Origin of the sequence: Nocardia sp. alder85J (assembly GCF_020176955.2) — a bacterium.
In the GTDB taxonomy this organism is placed as follows: Bacteria; Actinomycetota; Actinomycetes; order Mycobacteriales; family Mycobacteriaceae; genus Nocardia.
This window is the reverse complement of record NZ_JAIUCZ020000001.1, coordinates 475,216-491,051: the sequence shown is the minus strand read 5'-3', so window position 1 is coordinate 491,051 and position 15,836 is coordinate 475,216. Positions and strand designations below refer to the sequence as shown.

Genomic DNA, 15,836 nt, shown 5'->3' with positions numbered 1-15,836 from the left:
TCCGGTCACCGCGGGTGGGTTCCGCCACGGATACCCACCCGTCCGATCGCGGCGAGCGACCGGGAGGCGGCACGATCGCCGCTGTCGCACAGCGGCTTTCGGTGACGACCGCGCGTCGCACAGCGGCGCGGCGCACCTCTCCCGCGGAGCGGCTCAGTCGCCGCCCCGGAGCTGCTCCGAGACGTCCGAGACGTCCGAATCGGGCACATAGCGCTCCGGATCGTCCACATCGGCGAACATCTCCGGCTGCGCGACCGTGGTCGGCAACGGCCCCAGCAGCGCCTTGTGCCCTTGGCGCACACCGCAGAACCGGAACGGTCCACGCGGATCCATCAGCACTGCCATGTGCGGATCGGCATGTTCGATGAACCACCGGCTCAGCCCGGTGTCGGCCTCCCGCCGGTAGTACTCCCACGCCCGCCACGACGCGTCCAACCGCGCGACGGCCTCCGTGTGCTCCCACCACGACGGGCACCACACGGTATCGGTGGTGTCGCTGACCTGGCGCTGGTACAGCAGGCTGAGATAGTTCTCGACGAATTCGACCACCGACTGGTACGCCGTGCCGGGGGTGTCGACGTTCTGGAACATCCCCTTCGGCGGCTGCGTCAGGATCAACGGCGACAACAACTCCTGATGTCCGTTGCGGACACCGCAGTACTTGAACGGACCGGACGGATCGAAGAGTTTGGCCATGTGCCGGTCGGCATGGTCCAGGAACCAGTTGCTCAACCCCGTCCGCGGATTTCGGCGGAAGTACTCCCACGCCCGCCACAGCGTCTCCAGCCGGATGACCGCCTCGGTGTGCTTCCACCACTCGGGGCACCAGACCGCATCGGTGGTATCGGTGACCTGACGCTGATAGATGTGGATCAGATAGTTCTCGACGAACGCCGCGACGCTCGGATAGTAGGTGGGCTGTTCCGGCTCGGTCACAGGGGCCGGACCTCCTCGGGTTGTCCGGAATGCTGCGGCTGACCGTAGTAGGGCTCGGCGGGAGCGCCGGGCTCCTCCGTGCTGCTGGCCGTGATCAGTTCCCGCTGCGCGATCAGATCGTTCATATCGGTGCGCCGGGCCGGATTGTGCCGTTCGATCGAGCGGCGCACGGCCTCGGCGTACTCCCCCTCCCACCACGGCACGGTCCGCACCAGCACCGCCGGCGCACCCGAGGTGAACACGATGACCCGCCCGCGCGGCAACGTGATCAGCGCGTTCACGTTGAAGGTGCGCGAGGAGCTCAGCGACCGGGAATAGCTCTTGCCGCCCTTGGACTCCGACATCGACTGCGAGATGACCTCGTAGTCGCCGATCGCCTCGGACCGCTCGGCCAGGAACTGGGTGTCGTCGATACCGCTGCCGATGACCTTGATGTTGGCCGCCGACCACAGCGCCTCCATGCCGGCCTCGCCCCAGCAGCGCACGCCCTGCGCCCACGACTGCAACACCGTCATGACCACGATGCCGCGAGAACCGAAGTGGCTGTACTGCTTCGGCAGATCCTTCCAGCGCACCACGTTCGCGGCCTCGTCCAGCACCGCCAGCAGCGGGACCGGCAGCCGGCCGCCGTAGGACCGCGAGGCGCGGCGCATCGCCACGTCGATGATGGCCTCGGTCAGCGCGGAGACCAGCGGCCCCGCCGAACCGCGGCCCTCCAGCGACAGGCTGTAGAGGGTGCCGTTGTCCTCGATGAAGTTCAACTCGTCGAACGGGATCCGGGTGACCGTACCGCCGTCGCGCAGCTGCGTGGTGCCCGGCTGCACCCAGTTGTGCACATTGGACAGCTTCAGGCAGCGCACCATCTTCTTGGCGGTGCCGAAAATACCACTGCGGGTGCGGGGATCGACGTTGTACTGCGCCGACAGACCGGAGGCGCTGAGACCGAAATGGTCACCGGCGGCGCGCAACACCTCGACCGGCTCCGGATTCAGCGGATTGGTGACCCACTCCCAGACCTGGGTGATCGGCTTGCCGTACATGGCCGCCGCGAGGAACAGACCGGCCAGCAGATCCTCGGCCTCCGGATCGAAGAACGAGTCGCGCGCGTCGGATCCACTGTCGCCGTCGGCGAAATGGCCCGCCAGCCGCGCCGCGCGCATCTCCGCGCCCTCGTGCCGCGGGTCGACCCAGGCCAGCGGATCCCAGTACCAGCGCGGCTCCTCGTTCGCGACGCCGGTCGGGTCGAAGACGAACACCGGAGATCCCTTGGCCTCCCGCACATCCCGGGTCGCGTCGACCACGTCGCGCTTGTTCGAGGTGACCAGCACCGGGCCGATCGCGGAGAGAATCGCCGGGATCACCCGCGAGGTCGACTTGCCCTGCCGCGGCCCCCAGATGTCGATCTGGAGATCCTCGTAGGAGCCGTAGATCATGCAGCCGTCGGCCACCGAGATACCGATCGGCACGCCCGGCTCGTCGTCCTCGCCGAGGGTCTGGCCGAGCTGGACCGCCTTCTCCCGCACCCCGGCCTCGGTGAGCGCGGCGATCGCGCCGCCGTTGCCCATGTGCTGGGCCTTGTCGTCGATGGCGAGTTTGCCCTTGCCGGCCCGCTTCTTCTTCTCCTGCTTGTAGATCCGGTACGCCACGTAGGCGGCGATCACCAGCAGCACGATCGCGGTGGAGGCCAGCGGCCAGTGTATCTGCCCCTTGACCAGCCCGATCACGATGGCGATCGGGTTGACGGGGATGTGCTGCTTGGTCACCGCCAGCAGATTGCCGAGTTGTAGTGCCACCCACAGCGTGCCCAGCGTGGCGAACCCGATGTACACCATGATCAGCTGGTGGTCGGGGCCCGGGATGGCCGGGTCCGTCACCTTCTTCGCCATCTGGAACCTCCTGTGGTGACCGAATTATATGTTCTTGCCGCTCAACGGAATCCGTCCAGCCGCCAGCCGTCCGCGGTGTGGACGACGGTGGCGATGACCGTCGCCGGCGGTAACGGCTCGCGCCGCCCGTCCGGATAGACGACGGTCTGTTCGATCCCGATCTTGTACTGCTCGTGGTCCGGATCGGTGGTAGGCGCCTTCTCCCCCGACGCGAACGTGAACGCCTCCACGTGCGCGCCCGCGGCGCCCCAATCCGCCCACTGCAACGACGGCTTCGGTGTCTCGATGCCCGTGGGTGGTGTATCCAGGGTACGGATCAGACTCGGCCCCAGCCACTTCCGAGCCCGGCCCAGCGACGCACCCGGGGCCTCCGTCGCCGGGTACCACGTGTAGACCTCGCGCAGCGCCGCCACCGCCACCCCGTCCGAGGTGCTCGGATCCGGGGCCGGCACCGCCGCCAGTTGCCGGGTGGTGGTCGAGGGCGAGGGCGTCGCCGATCCGGTGTCGCCGCTGCCGCACGCACTCGCCAGCGTCGTGACGCTCACCATCAGCATCACCCCCAGGCTCGCGCGTTGTGCCGTCACCTTCCAGGCTATCCGCCCGGACCCCCGGCTCACAGCACCCTCCGCAATCGCGCGTCGCCGGGCACCGGAACCTGGGTGACCCCGGACGGCTCGGCGGACCGGATCATCATGCCCTCACCGACGTACACACCCACCTCCGCCGGGCCGCGCGGCCCGAATCGCGAGAACACCAGATCACCTTGCTGGGCACGGGCGATCGGCACCTCGCCGCCGAACTCCCACTGCTGTTCGGCGGTGCGGGGCAGGGTGACCGTGCCCGCCGAGGCGGCGAACACCGCGGCCGAGGTGAGGCCGGGGCCGTCCAGGCCGCCGCCGGTGGGACCCTCCGGGCCGCCGCCGCCCCACACGTACGGCGTGCCCAGATACTGTTGTGCCGCACCGAGGATCTCCTGGCCGCCGGATCGGCCGTCCGGCTCGAACCGGCCCAGCGACCCCGGCGCCCGGTACTGCGGTTCCATCGCGAGGATGTTCGCCACGTAGGGCTGGGTCTCGGAGAGGTGCGCGGGCACCTGATTCGGCATCCCGCCGGAGGCCAGCACCGCGCCCTCACCGGCGTTGTAGGCCGCCAGCGCCAGCGGGACGACATCGCCGCGCACCTTGCCTTCACCGATCCAGCCCTCGATCCGATGTGCCAGCGAGCACATGTACCGGCCCTGGGCGATGATCGCGTCACCGTCGTCCCAGAGGCTCGGATTGCCGTTGCCCTCCACGTCGAGCAGATACGGCTTGCCGTCGTCGGGATCGATGGATGCGGCGGTGCCGGGCAGGAATTGGGCCAGGCCCTGCGCCCCGGCCGGGGAGGTCAGCCCGCGCCGGAAACCGGACTCCTGGCGGCCCTGCGCGGCCAGGATCGACGGGGTGATCTCCGGGCACAGCGATCCGGCCCGGCGGTACCAGATCTCCAGTTCGGGCGGCACCTTGCCGCCCGCGAGCGCGCCGCCGGCGGTGCCGAATCCGCGGTTGCACAACGGATTCACCGAGAACGGCCACGCCCCCGCGGATTCCGGGGTGGGGGCGCCGTCCAGCCAGGGCAGCGGATCGATCTGGTGACCGCCGGCGAAGCGACCGCCCGGCACGATCTCGAAATGCAGGTGGGAGCCGGTGGATTCGCCCGCCGAGCCGACGGCGCCGATCAGATCACCCGCGTGCACCGTCTGCCCGGTGCGCACCCGGATCCCGCTGTCCCATTCGTGGCCGTACACCGCGGAGAACGGCCGGCCGTTGACATCCACCGAATCGATCACGATCCAGTTGCCGAAACCCGTGGCCGGACCCGCCGCGACCACGGTGCCGTCGGCCACCGAGTAGATCGGGGTGCCGTCGGGGGCGGCCATGTCGACCCCGAGGTGGGTGCCGTTGCGGGCGCCGAACGGATCGGAGATGTAGAAGGAGCCCTGCGGCAACGGCCAGGTGCGCCGGATCGGCCCGATCCCCGACGCCAGCGAGGCGGTGCCCGCGGCGGCCGGATTCGTCGCCGCCGCAGGCGCGTTCACGATCGAGGTGCGGGTGGCGGTACCCGGCGCCGGGCCGTCGGCGCGCACCGAGGACGACGTCCCGGCCGGCGGCGGCGCAGTGGTGGAGGCGACCGTCGGTTGATCGGCGCACTGGTCCTCCACCGACGGCAGCACGATCACCACCACGAGGACCACGAGGGCGATCACGCTCCCCACGCCCACCCACAACAAGGCCTTGGCGTTCACCGGGCCCCCGGCGGGGCGGCGCGGCGGATCCCCGCGCGGCGGGCGGCCGGTCCGGCCGCGGTGCGGGTGGCACGGGTCATGTGTGGTGTTCGGCTTCGTTGAGGGATTCGACGAGGGTGCGGTTCATCTCGGCCGCGGCGGCCAGTTGCTGCTGTAACAGCGCCACCTTGCGGCGTAACGCGACGGCATCCATCCGATCCAGGCCCGGTTCCTGCGCGGCCCGGACCCAGTTGCGCACCGAATTGGTATGCACGCCGATCTGTTCGGCCACCACCCGGCACGCCTCCGATTCGCTGCGCAGCGTGCCGGTGAGCGCCAGCACCTGTTCGACCGCGGCCTCTCTGACCCGCGGCGAGACTCTTCGATACGATCTGTGCGGCATCATGCGACGTGCCCTTCGTCCCCGCCGGTGCCGTCCTCGTCGATGAACTCCGTCGCCGCCTCGGGCGGATAACCGTAGGCGCCGTTCTCGTCCGGGCCCGCACCGAATTCACTGAACCGCTGATTCGTCTCGTGGATGCCGCTGTCCTGTTCGGACGGCGTGAATTCCATGTGGAACGGGATGCCCGGCCGGCGGTCCTCGCCGACCTTCAGGAGGAATTTGCCGGTGCCCGGCGCCGGCGGGCGGGCCTGGCCCGGTTTGAGCGCCTCGCCCGTGAGCGCCTGCGGCGCCGACCATCCCGTGACCATCTCCTCCTCGGCGGAGGTGAACGGCACCGTCGAATCCAGCCGCTTGATCTCCTCCGGCGGCAGCGCGCCGAAGATCTTCGCGCGCGCACGTTCCAGGAAGCCCAGCGCCTTCGCGATCGCGGCCTCCGAACCGAGGGCCTGGAGGTCCTTGATGGTGTGGCTGATCATGATCAGCGAGGTGGCGATGGCACGTTGCAGACGGGTCAGCTCGTCGACGCGGTCGACCATGAAGTCGCCGAGGCCGAGCACCTGCCACAGCTCGTCCATCACGACCTGGAAGTAGCGCTGCGGGCCCATCCCCGCGTCCGCGAGAACGTGCGCGGCCTCCACCGAGGCGAAACCGTCGGCCCAGCAGGCCAGCATCACGGCGGCCTTGAGCTTCTTGTCGCCGTTGGGGATGTGCGACACGTCGATGCACACCGCGACCGACGAGGTGTCGATCGGTGTGGTGGTCTGGCCGTTGAACACCGCGCCGAACGGGCCCTGGGTGAGCGCGCGCAGCGACCGCCGCAGACCCTTGATGGCCTCCTGGTATTCGTCCGGATTATCGGCGCCGGCATCGAGCATCAGCTCGTCGCCGCCGTCGACGATCACGTCCAGCAGGTTGTCCATGATCGGCGGGCGGTCCGGGGCGAAATCGCTGCCCTCGCGGTAGAGGATGCGCAGCGCGGTCGAGATCAGCGTCTCCTCGAAATCGGCCACCCGGGCGCCGCGGACCAGTTCGACCAGGCCCGCGATCAGGGTGACCTGCCGGGCGCGCAACTCCTGCATCACCTGGAGTTGCAGTGCGGGCAGGTCGTCCAGCAGCGGCACGATCGAGCCGAGCACGCCCGCCGCCAGCGGATTCACCTTGCCGTGCCCGTAACCGAGGTCGATGACCTGGCCGCCGACCATCTCCACCAGGCGCCGGTAGTCCGGCTTGACGTCGGCGAGGATCAGCGGCGTGATGCCCTGCGCCACACCGCCGAGCACGATCCGGCGCACCAGCGACGATTTGCCGAAACCGTTGAGCCCCAGCACGAACAGGCTCGGCGCGGTGATGAAGCTGCCGCGCATGAACCAGTTCATCGGGTCGAAGCAGACCGGCGCGCCGGTGTGCAGATGCGAGCCGAGCGGGGTGCCGATCAGCGGCGCACCGGCGCCGACCGACCACGGCCACAGGCCCGCGACCTGGGCGGTGGTGGCGCGGTACTCGACCGGGCGGCCGATCACGTTCATCCGGCCACCGCCCTCGCCGGCGTAGCCGCGATCGGTGAGTTGCTGGGTGTCCCGGTCGAACCGGTCCTGCACGACCGCCTCGGTGCGGGCGATGGCATTGGCCCGCCGCAGGTCGTCGGTGCGGATCCGGAACGCGGCCCAGGCGGCGCGCAACCCGCTGCGTTCGCGGGCCACCGCCTCCAGCTGGGCGCGGCGCAGATCGTCCAGCAGCGGCGGGCCCTGCTTCTTCTGCTTAGCGGCCTTGCGCTTCGCGGGCCGCTCACCCGGCGGCGGCGTGGCGGCGGCGCGGGCCGCCCGGCCGTCCAGCCGGGGCGGTTGCCCGGTGGGCGGAAGTGTGTTGCGGCCCAGCGCATTCCGGCCGTTGCGGCCGGGGTCGAGCTCACCGTAGGGCCGCCGCTGGCCACGCGCTCCACCGTCGCGGCCGGTCTGCGCGCGGCTGCCCGCCGTGCGCCCGGTCGCCCCCGGCTCACCGCGTCCCCCGGACCGGCGCGGATCTCCGGCCGGACGCCGGGCCGCCCCCTCCTGACCGGAGCCGCGGCGCGGTGCGTCCGGGACACCGCCACGGTGCGAGCCGTCCGCGCCTGCGCCACGATGCGAACCATCCGGACCACCGCTGCGGTGCGAATCATCCGTGCTCGCGCCATGACGCAAACCATCCAGGCCATCGGTGCGGTGCGGAGCGTCCGGCGAGCCGTCCCGAGAGGAGGTGCCGGTGGCGTCACTGCGGTGTGGAGCGTCCGGACCGCCCGAGCGGGGTACGCCGGCCGGGCCGCCGGACTGCGGAGCATCGCCGCTACCGGCGTGTCCCGGGCGGCGCACCGGCTGGCGCTCGGCCAGTTCCTCGAGTCCGCGGCGACGCTGGCCGGTGCGGGGGCCGTCGGCGGGCGGCTCGGAACCTGTTGAGCGCGAGGACATTGCGGCTCCCGATGAGCGGGTGGAGATTTCGGCGCCCGCAGCGGGGGCGAGGTCCTCGCGACGCGCACGCAGGCGGCGGCGAGTGGTGTCGGAATCGCCTGCGGCGCCCGACATGTCGCGGTCCTGGCCGCGTTCGGCAGTACCGGGTTCGACCACGCCGCGACCGGATTCGGGGGCAGCGCGGCCGGACTCCACCGCACCACGACCGGACTCCAGGGCGCCACGGTCGAGTTCGGCGGCGGCACGGCCGGATTCCATGGCGCCGCGGCCGGACTGGGGTGCATCACGGCCGGATTCTCCCGCGGCACGGCCGGACTCGAGCGGGGCACGACCGAACTCGAGCGCGGCACGGCCGGACTCGAGCGGGGCACGACCCGGGTCGGCCGCGGCGCGGCCGGGCTCGAGTGCAGTGCGGCCGGGTTCCACTGCGGCACGGCCGGATTCGACCGGGGCACGGCCGCGCGAGCGCGGTGCGGCGTCCATCGCCGTGGGATCGGCCGGGCGGCGGTGCGTGGGCAGCGCCGGGTCACCCACCTCCGCGAAACCGGCTCCGGGCGTGGCGGGTTCGCCGGCGAGGCCGACCGGCGCCGGGCCTCGGCGCACCGGGCGTACCGGGGCGTCGTCCCAGTCAGCGGGTTGTCCGGCGCGCGGCTCACCGGGGGTGTACGACTCGATCGCCCAGCCGTCCTCGCCCTCCCGCGGCGGTGTGCGCCGCGGTGGCAGCGGATTCTCCGGGTCCACGATCCGGTCCCCGTAGCGCGGGGGTCGGCCGCGGTACCGGACCGGCGGCTCGCCGAACTCACCTGCCATGGTCGATCACCCCGCCAATGCCTTGGGAATTGTGGCGTGTTCCGGCAGGATCACCCCGCACCCGAGCGAGGCCGCGAAGGCGGCCGCCTGGTAGCGGTAGCATCGCCGGATCCGCAGGCGCGCCTGGGTCGACAGGTCGCGCGTGATCGCCTCGACGCGCGGCAGATCGCCGCGCAACGGTTCGGTGATGGTCACCAGCACGCCGAACCGGGTGACGCCGTGCCCGCGCGCCTGCTCCTCACGAGCCTGCTGGGTGGCGCCGACGCGCAGGGTGGCGGCGGCGGAGACGACGCCGCGTTCACTCTGCTGGGCCACCAGCGCGTTCTTGTAGTCGTCGTCGACGATCTCGGCGGCGTCGGCGGCCGAATGCGGCCGGTACACGATGGCGATCCGCTTGCGCGGCACCTCGGGATTGGGCGCCAGCAGTCGTTGCAGCACCCGCTCGTCCACCGCGCCCTCCGGCGCCATGTCCATCTCCCAGGTGACCGAGCGGCCGCCGTCGTGCAGGAAGTGGTCCCAGCGTTCCTCGTGCGAGATCGGCCCGGCGTCGGCCCAGTCCAGCCCGTGCCCGCCGGGCTCGCCGACGGCCACCTCCAGGTCGGCCTGCGCGGCGGGATCGTAACTGCGGCGGATGAAGGCGATCACCTCGTCGGCCGACATCGGCTGCGCGCGCACACCGGCCTCGGCCAGCGCGGCGCAGATACCGGGCAGCCGGCGGCCGATCTCCACGGCCTCCTCGGCCGGATTCTTGCGGCGCTCGGCGGTGGTCGCCTTGAACGTGATCGCCACCCGCGGCAGCAATTGCACCCGCTCCTGCGGCAATTCGGTGGCCAGTTCGTACATCACCTGCTGGGCCAGCGCGGGCGCGTCCGGATGGGTGATGGTCGAGACCTCGGTGAGCAACCGGTTGCCCGTCTCCGGGACGGTATCGATCACCGGCACCACCGCGATGATGTCCGAGGTCTGCCCGAGCGAGGCCAGGAAGGTGCCCCACGCGGAGACCCAGCGGTCGATCACCGGCTGGTCCACCGCCTCGTGGCCCTGCGGCCACGCCCGCAGCACCACCGTGTACTGGGCGAACTGTGGCAGGTGGATCATCCCGAAGCTGTAACCGCCGGCGTCGATGCCCTCGTACAGCTTCGACGGCGCCATCAGTCCGGGCAGCCGGGCCACACCACCGGGAATCCGCGAGAACCGGCCGCCCCGATAGACGTGCTCGCCGTTGCTGCGCCCGCGCAACCAATGGAACATCATCAATCCCGTCTCGTAGCCGGAGCGGCCCCCGGTCCGCCATACCAGTGGAACCATCACGACCGCGCCGATGCCCGCCACGAAGAACGCGGGCTTGGGACCGGCCACCAGCGCGGTCAGCAGAGCCGAGATCACCACGACGAAACCGAGGACCGTCTCCCCCCACCGCAGACCGAAAAGGCCTGCGCTGCGGGGCTTCTGCCACAAACCGTACGAGCGGTGCTCGTACCCGTCGGTCATCGTCATCGCGGAATGGTGCTCCTACCGAGGTCGGGTGCGCGGTTCGCCCAGCGGTCGCCGGCGACGTCGCCCGCCGCGGCGTCGGCGCGGTGCACGGCGGCACCGGCGGCGCGGGCGGTATTGGTGATCCGGGTCATCGCCCGGGATGCGCCGGATGCTACTGCGCTCGGCGCCGCGGCCCCGGCAGGACGCGCGGCTCCCGCGGCGCCACCCCCGGCGGGCCCGCGGGGCGGAACGCCCGGCGGCCGCGGACCGCCGCCACCACCACCGCGCGGACCGGCCGCGCCACCCGGCGGCCGGGGACCGCCACCACGACCGCCCACGTAACCCGGCTGGCCGACCGCCGCCGCGGCGCGGATGCCGACGGCCTTGGTGCCCACCGCACCCAGTGCGGCGGCGCCCAGCAGCAGGCCGCCGGTGGCGTTGAGGCCGGAGCCACCGCTGCCGACGATCGCCACCGCCGGTGTCACCAGCCGCATCAGCGCCGGCAGCACGAACGCGACGCTGCCCAGCAGCACCAGCGCCACCAGCATCCGCTGCGCCTGATCGGCGTCCGGGATACCCGAGGTCGGATTGCTCTGATCGGTGTAGCCGACGGTGACGAAGGCGATCATGTACACGATCGCGGCCACCGGTTTCCACAGCATGAACGCGATGATCCAGCCGATCAGCTTGGGATACGCCTGCCTGCCGGTACTGGTGCCGCCCGCGGCGGCCGCCAGCGGCAGCACCCCCGCGGCCACCACCAGCAGGCCCTGCCGGACGATCGCCAGGATGATCTGCGCCAGCGCCCCGAGCAGGCCGACGATCGCGATGATCAGCACCAGGCCGGGTGAGAACGCCTGCAACTTGGACGTTTTCACCATCAACTCGGCGATGTCCTTGGCGTTGCCGTTGGTGGCGTCCTCGATGATCCAGGAGGAGAAGCGATCCGACGCCTGGGTACCGGCCACCACCACCGCGCCGAGCATCCAGGAGCTGAACACCACGCGGGCGAACATCCGGAACGATTCCGCCGCCTCGCTGAGGGCGGCGCCGCGTCTGGCCTCCGCGAGTCTGCCGCCGGTGAGGATCACCGAGACTATCAACAGCAGGATCTGTGCCTGGTACGTGTAGTCGTTGATCTTCCGGAAGAGGTTGCCCGCGTCGCTTATTCGCTCGTTGGGCACCTTCATCCAGAATGTCAGGCCCAGGATCAGCGCCTGCCCGAGGCCGCTCATCAGCGAGTCGACCACCTTGCCGAAGGTGGAGTCCCACGCCTTGTCGCGCACGGCCACCGCGGCGTCGCCGGGGTGGGTGGCGGCGTTGCCCGCCTTACAGGCCGCGGACGCCGCGTCACCGAGAGTGACGCCGGGTACGCCGATTCCGTCCAGGGTGTCGTGTAATTCGTTGCACGTCTGGTCGAATCCGTAGGTCTGTCCGTAAGCCACCGTAGGCGTCGCGACCATGACGGTGAAGACCACCGCCAGGATCGTCATGATGCGCCTCAACATGGTCGCCCCTCTCACCATTTGGTCCACCCAGCCAGGGAATCCACGTATTCCGTCTGCGCACTGCGGGATTCGGTGGGCTTGAGCCGCCAGTCACCGCCGTCCCAGACCATGACCAGCCGGATGGCCGCCCACAATTGCTTGCCGTCGTTGACCGGCCCGCGCGCGGCCAGCCGCACGATGGCCATGTCGTCGGCGTAGTTCTCGATCTGGAAGGCGTCCGGCGCCACCAGATATCGCGTCACCCGCTCCGGTTGCTGGTCGGGCAGCTTGCCGTCGGCGCGGGCCTTGTCGTACGCGGCGATCTGCTGCGCCGACGCCCGCACCTGCGTGACATACAGGTCCCGATCCGCCGGGCGCGCGTTGAAGCGGTAGGTGATCTGCGCGGCGGCCAGCACGGCCCCCTGCGGGGTGTGCGAATACCCCACCGCCAGACCGTTGTCGATCCGCAGGGGACCGTCGCTGGTGGAGAACGGCACCGTCGCGCCGTACACCCGTTGCCAGCCACGGGGGTCCGTCGTCCCCGCCGGGGCCGCGGTCAGCCAGTCCGCGTCCGTGGGCTTGTGCACGCCCGAATCCTGCGGCAGCGGTTGGCCGTCCGGATTGTTCGGCACATCCACCCGCCGGCCGAACAGGTCGACCTGCGGATCGGCGAAGCCGGTCGCACCGCTGCCGGCCACCGGTGTCGGCGCCGACTCGGCGTGCTTCGGGCCCGAGCCGCCGTGCCCGACCCACATGAACACACCGACGATCACGATCAGCGCGATGATCGCGGCGGACGCGATGACGCCGAAGGAGATGCCGCGGTCTTCGTCGTCGACCTTCGCGCGGCCCGCGCCCTTCTCGCTCATGTCGTGTCTCCGATCCGGGTCACTGCGGCAGGAAGGCCAATGCGATGGCGCTCGCCGAACTCGCCACGATCGCCCCGAGCAAGCTCATGAGGATGCCGTGGGTGGCGTTGTTGATCGCCATGTCGTCCCGGAACGCCGACCACAACCGGCCCGCCGAGATGATGAGCCAGGCCAGGCACAGCAACAGCACGCACCACAGCAGCCAGTCGATCAGCTGCATGATGGGCGCGATGACCTCCGTCGGCATCGGCTTGTAGGCAAACACGATCCCCCCGGCCCTCAGGATCCGATCACCGCGTTCATGATCGTGCCCGCACTTGTCGCCACGATGCCCCCGATCATCGCTCCCGCCACCATCTTCGGCGACTCCAGACCACCACCGGTCCACTTCTCCCACGCGAACTTACCTCCGGCGTAGGTGATGCCCAGCACACCCGACAAGAGCACGAACCACGTGAAGTAACGCACCAGTTTCAGCAGTTTGTCCGAGGCGGGCGGCGCTTCCGGCGTCGGATTCCCGACCTGGGCGAGCACAACGCCGTACGTTTCGTGCACGGCGGCCAGGATGGTACTCATGGGATGTCCTCTTCATCGAAATGCGAACTGGCGTTTACTTTTTCCCGGATAAGGGCAACGAGTTCGGTGCCGAGGGTGTCCACGTCGTGCGGGACCTCCTCCAGCGGATCCAACTTGCGCTTCTTCTGTTGCGGCGGAGGATCACTGGGAGACCAGACCGGTAACTGATCCGGCTCGACCAGGGTCCACTCCTCGTACCAGGGCACCTGCCAGACATGGCCGGCCAGCGAGGCGACCACGTCGCGGTAGCGACGGATCTCCGCGGGCAGCCGGCCCGGGCGGGCAGCGACGGTGATCAGGCCCAACACCTCGCTCGGTCCGGCCAGCCCGGCATGGTGCTGGCGCAACAGGTCGTGAGCGCGGGTCAGCCCGACGATGGTCTCGCGGGCCACCAGCACCACGAAGGGGGATTCGCGGTCGAACACTCCCGGCCAGCGGCGATGCGAATCCGCCGCGGGCGCGAGCACATGTGCGAGAGTACTGGTTCCGGCGCCGCCATGGACACCCAGCAACCAGACCAGCGGTGCGCGACCGGCTCCCGGCACCGGCCGATCCCACGTCGGGGCGCGCCGATTCTCGGGCGGCGCGACAACGCCTGCCACAGGCGGGGATTCGGAGGAGCGTCGGTCATTCATGATCGCGGTCATGATGCCACCCCGGCCAGCAACATGCGATACGCCCTCCGCGTGCCGGCCGCGAGTGCATTGTGCCGCACCAGTTCCCCGCGGGCCAGATGCGGATCCCAGGGAATCTCACGGATATCGCGCACCCAGCCGGTGAGATGTTCCCGCAAATGTTCCGCGACCGGCGATTCCGGGCCCGGCGCCTGATGCGAGACGACGATCGTGGTGTCGCCGACGATGCCGCCGCCCTGCCCCTCGGTGTGGCCGCCGAATTCGTCGTCGAGCCATTCCAGCGTGACGCGCAACCGGTTCGCCGCGTCGACGCGCGCCGGAATCGCCAGTACCAGAGCGATATCCGCGTCCTCCAGCAGCGGCCGCAGCTGCCGGGCGGTGATCGGACTGCCGCCGTCGTACACCGCGGTGCACCCGGCCTCGGCGATCGCGCGGGCGACGGTGAGGTAGGTGGCGCGGCGGCGCAGCGGGGCGGAGTCGCGCCACAGCAGGCCGATGCCGGAGGTGGCGCGCGACAGGCACTCCTTGAGCGGGGCCGGCTCGTCGTCGCCGCGGCCGTAGAGCCAGGCCTGCAGGCTGATCGGGTTCAACTGCTCGTCGGCGCCGCGCAGCGCCAGGTCGCTGCCCGCGCCCGTCGCGTCCACGGCGACCGTCTGCTCCCCCGTGGCGCCCAGCTCGCCGGCGATCCCCAGCGCCGTCGTCGTGGTGCCCGCACCGCCGCAGCCACCGACCACCAGGATCGGCCGCGGCAGCGCCGCACCGTCCGCGTCGTCGCGGCCGCGCAGGCGCACCACCGGGGCCTTCGCACCCGTCCGCCGTTCCCGCTCACCGGATTCCGGTGTCTCGTCGAGCCATTGGCTCCAGTCCTCTGCCATGGTCCCAGCTCTCCTCTTACCCGGCCGCGATTCCCGTGATCAGGGTGCGGCCGTCGACGACCGTGGTGCTGACCGTCTGCTTGTCGTACGTGGTCGGGGCGGCGCCGGGCCGGCGTTCGGTCACCTGCACCGAATACCGGCCGGGGTCCAGGGTCACCACCCACACGCAGTAACCGGTGCCGACCGGAACGGAATCGATGCCGCGCTGGATCACCGCGGCCGGCGAGACCGTGGCGTCCGGCGCCACGACCTGCCAGGCCCGGGCGGCCGAGCGCTCGACGTAGTAGGAGTGCTGGAACCACATGATCGCGTCGAACCCGGTGTCGGTGCCACCGGGTTCGGTACCGCGCATCATGGTCGGGCGCTGCTCGGTGGGGCAGTCGCCGGCGGCATCGCCCGCGGCGGTGAGCCGGACCGAGGGCACGGCCGGACCGGACGAGCGCGGGAGGATCCGGCCGGACTGGAGCAGATAGGCGCCGGCCCCGCCCACGGCACCTAGCAACACGATGGCTACCGTTCCGGCGACGAGGTATCGCGGCCGTTTCGGGCGGGCGTGGTCGCGCAGGGTACGGGGTGCGGTCGCCGCGCCGGGACCCTCGCGCCGACCACGGGCGCCGCGCCGGCGCCGGACGCCGGAGGTGCGGCGGACGGCCTCGCCATCGGCCCGCGCCGACGCCTCGGCGGCGTCGATCACATCCGTGTCGTCGGCATCGTCGTCATCGTCGGGCTCGTTGCGCCGCAACGGCAGCAGGTCCGCGTGCGGCCGGTCGTCCGCGGCGCGGGGATCGACCACCCAGTCCGCCCATCCGCCGGTGAATTCACTGCGCCGGGCACCGGTCTGGTCGGGAAACGGAATGTTGAACGGCTCGGGTTCGGTATCGCGGATGTAGTGCGGGAAGCGCGGCGCGCCGTCGTCGACCACCGGAACGGATTCGACGGCCCGCTGGGCCCGCGCCGACGCGCGGGGTGCCGCACTGGGCGGCTCCATGGCCGGGTACCAGCGCCGCAGATCTTTGTACGACTTCAACATTCCCCCACTCCCGCGAAACCGGGTACGTCGTACGGCATCGTCGGACCCTCTCGGCGATCAGTTCGTGGAGATCGGGTAGTGGTTGTCGGCGGAACCGGCGGGCCTCGGCTTCGGCTCACCACCGACGGCGGCGCCGAGACCTCTCCCGA

Annotated in this window: 14 protein-coding genes; all 14 read right to left on the bottom strand. The window is 70.9% G+C overall.

The features are described 5' to 3' along the window. Positions 1-153: 153 nt before the first annotated feature. A complete protein-coding gene (locus LBW94_RS02280; RefSeq protein WP_225056584.1) occupies positions 154-936 on the bottom strand; it encodes a DUF4913 domain-containing protein in 783 nt (260 codons plus the stop codon). Then, on the bottom strand, positions 933-2,822 hold the full coding sequence (locus LBW94_RS02275) for a TraM recognition domain-containing protein (RefSeq protein ID WP_225056585.1): 1,890 nt from the start codon (positions 2,820-2,822) through the stop codon (positions 933-935). Before LBW94_RS02275 ends, LBW94_RS02280 begins: the two co-directional genes overlap by 4 nt. Positions 2,823-2,863: 41 nt before the next feature. After that, the gene (locus LBW94_RS02270) at positions 2,864-3,439 is read right to left on the bottom strand and encodes a hypothetical protein (protein ID WP_225056586.1); all 576 of its coding nucleotides are present in this window, start codon (positions 3,437-3,439) and stop codon (positions 2,864-2,866) included. Next, positions 3,436-5,106 (bottom strand): peptidoglycan DD-metalloendopeptidase family protein, encoded by a 1,671-nt coding sequence (locus LBW94_RS02265; RefSeq protein WP_225056588.1) that lies wholly within the window; start codon positions 5,104-5,106, stop codon positions 3,436-3,438. The genes LBW94_RS02270 and LBW94_RS02265 overlap by 4 nt, the downstream gene beginning before the upstream one ends. A 76-nt stretch (positions 5,107-5,182) precedes the next feature. Then, entirely contained in the window at positions 5,183-5,491 is a 309-nt protein-coding gene (locus LBW94_RS02260; protein ID WP_225056590.1) for a transposase, read from the bottom strand. Further along, complete coding sequence (locus LBW94_RS02255) at positions 5,488-8,739, bottom strand: hypothetical protein (protein WP_225056592.1); 3,252 nt, start codon at positions 8,737-8,739, stop codon at positions 5,488-5,490. Before LBW94_RS02255 ends, LBW94_RS02260 begins: the two co-directional genes overlap by 4 nt. Positions 8,740-8,745: 6 nt before the next feature. Continuing rightward, the gene (locus LBW94_RS02250; RefSeq protein WP_225056593.1) at positions 8,746-10,236 is read right to left on the bottom strand and encodes an SCO6880 family protein; all 1,491 of its coding nucleotides are present in this window, start codon (positions 10,234-10,236) and stop codon (positions 8,746-8,748) included. Then, on the bottom strand, positions 10,233-11,723 hold the full coding sequence (locus LBW94_RS02245) for a hypothetical protein (RefSeq protein ID WP_225056691.1): 1,491 nt from the start codon (positions 11,721-11,723) through the stop codon (positions 10,233-10,235). The genes LBW94_RS02250 and LBW94_RS02245 overlap by 4 nt, the downstream gene beginning before the upstream one ends. Before the next feature lie 11 nt (positions 11,724-11,734). After that, complete coding sequence (locus LBW94_RS02240) at positions 11,735-12,571, bottom strand: hypothetical protein (protein WP_225056595.1); 837 nt, start codon at positions 12,569-12,571, stop codon at positions 11,735-11,737. A 19-nt stretch (positions 12,572-12,590) separates the two neighbouring features. Then, entirely contained in the window at positions 12,591-12,836 is a 246-nt protein-coding gene (locus tag LBW94_RS02235; RefSeq protein ID WP_323137785.1) for a hypothetical protein, read from the bottom strand. A 14-nt stretch (positions 12,837-12,850) separates the two neighbouring features. Further along, a complete protein-coding gene (locus LBW94_RS02230) occupies positions 12,851-13,147 on the bottom strand; it encodes a hypothetical protein (protein WP_019927091.1) in 297 nt (98 codons plus the stop codon). Then, entirely contained in the window at positions 13,144-13,794 is a 651-nt protein-coding gene (locus tag LBW94_RS02225; RefSeq protein WP_416276841.1) for a hypothetical protein, read from the bottom strand. The genes LBW94_RS02230 and LBW94_RS02225 overlap by 4 nt, the downstream gene beginning before the upstream one ends. Further along, positions 13,791-14,657, bottom strand: a complete 867-nt coding sequence (locus tag LBW94_RS02220; protein ID WP_225056597.1) for a MinD/ParA family ATP-binding protein — start codon at positions 14,655-14,657, stop codon at positions 13,791-13,793. The genes LBW94_RS02225 and LBW94_RS02220 overlap by 4 nt, the downstream gene beginning before the upstream one ends. Positions 14,658-14,673: 16 nt before the next feature. Beyond that, the gene (locus tag LBW94_RS02215) at positions 14,674-15,687 is read right to left on the bottom strand and encodes a hypothetical protein (RefSeq protein WP_225056598.1); all 1,014 of its coding nucleotides are present in this window, start codon (positions 15,685-15,687) and stop codon (positions 14,674-14,676) included. Positions 15,688-15,836: the final 149 nt, after the last annotated feature.

Bases quoted from the DNA above. Each gene is read 5' to 3' on its own strand.
- LBW94_RS02275 (WP_225056585.1), bottom strand. From the start codon at position 2,822: ATGGCGAAGAAGGTGACGGACCCGGCCATCCCGGGCCCCGACCACCAG.
- LBW94_RS02260 (WP_225056590.1), bottom strand. From the start codon at position 5,491: ATGATGCCGCACAGATCGTATCGAAGAGTCTCGCCGCGGGTCAGAGAG.
- LBW94_RS02255 (WP_225056592.1), bottom strand. From the start codon at position 8,739: ATGGCAGGTGAGTTCGGCGAGCCGCCGGTCCGGTACCGCGGCCGACCC.
- LBW94_RS02250 (WP_225056593.1), bottom strand. From the start codon at position 10,236: ATGACGATGACCGACGGGTACGAGCACCGCTCGTACGGTTTGTGGCAG.
- LBW94_RS02245 (WP_225056691.1), bottom strand. From the start codon at position 11,723: ATGTTGAGGCGCATCATGACGATCCTGGCGGTGGTCTTCACCGTCATG.
- LBW94_RS02240 (WP_225056595.1), bottom strand. From the start codon at position 12,571: ATGAGCGAGAAGGGCGCGGGCCGCGCGAAGGTCGACGACGAAGACCGC.
- LBW94_RS02230 (WP_019927091.1), bottom strand. From the start codon at position 13,147: ATGAGTACCATCCTGGCCGCCGTGCACGAAACGTACGGCGTTGTGCTC.
- LBW94_RS02225 (WP_416276841.1), bottom strand. From the start codon at position 13,794: ATGACCGCGATCATGAATGACCGACGCTCCTCCGAATCCCCGCCTGTG.
- LBW94_RS02220 (WP_225056597.1), bottom strand. From the start codon at position 14,657: ATGGCAGAGGACTGGAGCCAATGGCTCGACGAGACACCGGAATCCGGT.
- LBW94_RS02215 (WP_225056598.1), bottom strand. From the start codon at position 15,687: ATGTTGAAGTCGTACAAAGATCTGCGGCGCTGGTACCCGGCCATGGAG.